Annotated in this window: 4 protein-coding genes; 1 reads left to right on the top strand and 3 read right to left on the bottom strand. The window is 65.8% G+C overall.

All coding sequences use genetic code 11. The features are described 5' to 3' along the window. The coding region (locus AC1VTH_RS07575; RefSeq protein WP_481335531.1) for a GTP-binding protein at positions 1-436 on the bottom strand (436 nt) is incomplete at its 3' end. 172 nt (positions 437-608) lie between these two features. Between AC1VTH_RS07575 and rpsT the strand changes: the two genes are divergently transcribed. After that, on the top strand, positions 609-872 hold the full coding sequence (rpsT, locus tag AC1VTH_RS07570; RefSeq protein ID WP_293672880.1) for a 30S ribosomal protein S20: 264 nt from the start codon (positions 609-611) through the stop codon (positions 870-872). Positions 873-997: 125 nt separating this feature from the next. Here rpsT and holA read toward each other — a convergent pair whose 3' ends face one another. After that, complete coding sequence (gene holA, locus AC1VTH_RS07565; RefSeq protein WP_481335530.1) at positions 998-1957, bottom strand: DNA polymerase III subunit delta; 960 nt, start codon at positions 1955-1957, stop codon at positions 998-1000. Between the two features lie 156 nt (positions 1958-2113). Continuing rightward, positions 2114-3109: ComEC/Rec2 family competence protein (locus tag AC1VTH_RS07560; protein WP_481335529.1), on the bottom strand; the 996-nt coding region annotated here is incomplete at its 5' end.

Below are 3109 nucleotides of genomic sequence, written 5' to 3'. Positions count from 1 at the left end.
CGGGATGGGCGCTCGGCAGGTAGATCTTGTTGATGGCCGGCACGATGTCGAGGTTGGCGTTCATCGCAAAGCTCGCGTTTGAAACCGTCTGCGCCTCGACGCCCTGGGTGGAGTCAACGACGAGCACGGCACCCTCGCACGCGGCAAGAGAGCGCGAGACCTCGTAGGTGAAGTCGACGTGGCCCGGCGTGTCGATGAGGTTGAACTGGTAGGTCTGGCCATCATCGGCGTCGTACATCACGCGCACGGCATTGCTCTTGATCGTGATGCCACGCTCGCGCTCGATGTCCATCGTGTCGAGGAGCTGCGACTCCATGTCGCGCTCGTCGACCGTTCGGGTGAGCTCGAGGATGCGGTCGGAGATGGTGGACTTGCCATGGTCGATGTGAGCGACGATGGAGAAGTTCCTGATGTGTGAGGTATCGTGAGTATTCATGTGGTCGATTCTAGCGTATTTCTTCGATGCACCTGCGAGTTCTTTGCATTTGTGGTGCAGACGCCATGACCATCTGCTATACTCGCGAAGTTGACTGCCGTGTCGGGCAACGGGAACCCCACTCCCCAGCCCAACAGAGGCCTCAAAGAGAAGTAATTGAAAGGATCTGTACGTGGCTAACATCAAGTCGCAGAAGAAGCGCATCCTCACCGCTGAGAAGGCTCGCATGCGCAACAAGGCCGTCCGTTCCGAGCTGAAGACCGCCGTCAAGCGCGTCCGCGCCGCCGTCGAGGCCAAGGATGCCGAGCTCGCTCAGACCGAGGCCAACAAGGCCGGCCGTCTGCTCGACAAGGCTGCCTCCAAGGGCATCATTCACAAGAACCAGGCTGCCCAGCGCAAGTCTGGCGTCCAGAAGCTCGTGAACACCATCAAGTAGCTTCTCGCATACAGCGAATCTTTGAACCCCCGCTGGCGTGCTGGCCAGCGGGGGTTCTTTTGTGACCAGACTGCACCTGTGACACACGGCGCGAGGACCACAGACACACAAGCTCGTGTGCATGCCTAATGCGCGCGAGGGGTGCAGATGGCGAGGACGAAGCGGACGAAGGCGGTCTCGGAGTCGGGGCTGCCCTTGAGGGCGCGCTCGCACACGGCCGCCTCGCGCAGCAGGACCACGAGCTCGCCCCTGCCAAAGCGGCGGGCCCAGCGGGCGTGGTTCTTGACCTGCCACTGCTGGCGCCCCAGCTCGCGGGCAACCTGGGAGGAGGCGCCACGAGCATCGAGCGACTGGGCGCAGATGAGCTCGCGGAGCCTGCCCAGGAGCACCGAGTGGAGAAAGACGTACGCGGGGCTGCGCATCGCGCCAAGCATGACGAGCGCACGGGCCGCGTCGCGCTCGCAGACGGCGTCGGCAAATGCCCAGGGGCTCACCTCGGCGACCTGGGCCACGTTTGCCTCGACGTCGGCGCGGGTGATGCGTCGCGCGCCGAGCTGCTCGGCCAGGCTCTTGAGCTGGTTGTCGAGCGCCACGGTCGACTCGCCCACGCGGTTCACGAGCTCGTCGGCCGCGTCGACGTCCATGGTGAGCCCGTGGCCCGCGGCAAGCTTCACCACGTAGGGCGGCAGGTTCCAGCGCTTGAGCGGCGCGCAGTCGATGATGGCCTTGGCCCCCACCTTGGCGACCGCCTTGTAGAGGCGCGTGTTCTTGGCGAGCTTCTCGGCCACGAGGCACAGGACGCACTGGGGGTTGGGGTCTGCAAGGTAGGAGACGAGTGCCTCGGAGACGGGCTTGGGCAGGGCGTCGGCCGCCTCGACGATCACGAGGCGGAAGTCGGCACAGAACGGCAGCATCTGGGCCGATGAGACGATCTGGTCAGGATCCTCGACTGCATGTCCGTCAATCTGGTCGAGGTTGAAGTCCGCGAGGTCTGCGGGGACCTTGGCACGCAGGCGCTTCACGACCGACGAGCGCTTGAGCTCGTCGGTACCAACGACCAGATATGCGGGCAAGAGCTCTGCCATGGGACCTCCCTTGGAGTTGCATTGCATTCGATTGTATCGCCCCGCGTGCCCGTACGCCCCACGGGCCCGCGGCTTCGAGGCGATTCGCAGCCTCGGGCGCAGGGAAGACGAGCCAACCAAGGCGATACCCGAATACATGCGCACCGTCCGCAAACCCTAGCGCTGAGAAGTCACGCGCACGCCCATCGGATCCGGCTCGAGCGTAACGTCCCCGCGCTCGATGGTGCACAGAAACGTCGAGCCCGCACCCTCCAGCACCTCCCGGCACTCTGGCGTGGGATGCCCATAGGAGTTGCCCTCCCCCGCACTCGCCACGGCGATCTCGGGCGCAAGCTCGGCGGCCTCCTCCGTGGTGATGGACACGCGCGAGCCGTGATGGCCCACCTTGAGGGCATCGACGTCGCCGGCCCGAGGGACCACCGCCTGCAGGACGTCGGACTCGGCGTCTCCCGTGAGAAGCACGGACATCTCGCCCCGAAGGCCCTCGTACTCCACCAGGAGGCAGACGGAGTCCTCGTTCTCGGAGCCGTCGGTGGGCTCATCAGGCCACAGGCACATTATCTTGAAGCCGCCAACGCGCAGGGAGTCTCCCACACCGAGCTCCTCGACGCCATTGCGCGCAAGGCGCCCGACGTCATCCTCGAGGGAGCCCAGATTGGCCCCGACTCCCCTGCCAACGAGCACATCGCCGCAGCTCACTAGCCCCGCGAGCTCATCGATGCCACCGGTGTGGTCATCATGCAGGTGGGTGACGACCACGGCGTCGAGCCACGCCACGTGATGGCGCGCCAGCGCGGGCGTGATGGTGCCGGCGGGACCCGTGTCGACGAGCATCACGTGGGGGCCATCTCGGATGAGGATGGCATCGCCCTGGCCAACGTCGAGCACTGTGACGCTTGGGGGCACGAGCACATAGAGGCGCAGGGCGAGCGCGACAAGGGGCACGAACAGCGCCGCGCACCCCATGCGTAGCGCACGCGGCGAAGGCCTGGGCCAGGTGGAGAGCAGCACGGACCCCACAACGAGAGGCACGAGCGCGGCCCAGCCAGGGGCCGTTGCCGCGACGCTCGCAAGCGGAAGCGAGGCAAGCCAACCAACGACCTCCACCACAGCACCGGCAAAGAGCCGCGCCGCGCAAAGAGCCACCGGCCC

The sequence above is a fragment of the Parolsenella sp. genome, from assembly GCF_982402205.1.
This window is presented reverse-complemented; position numbering and strand designations above follow the sequence as displayed.

What these genes read in the sequence shown, in the direction of transcription:
- holA (WP_481335530.1), bottom strand. Translation starts at nt 1,957, where the DNA reads ATGGCAGAGCTCTTGCCCGCATATCTGGTCGTTGGTACCGACGAGCTC.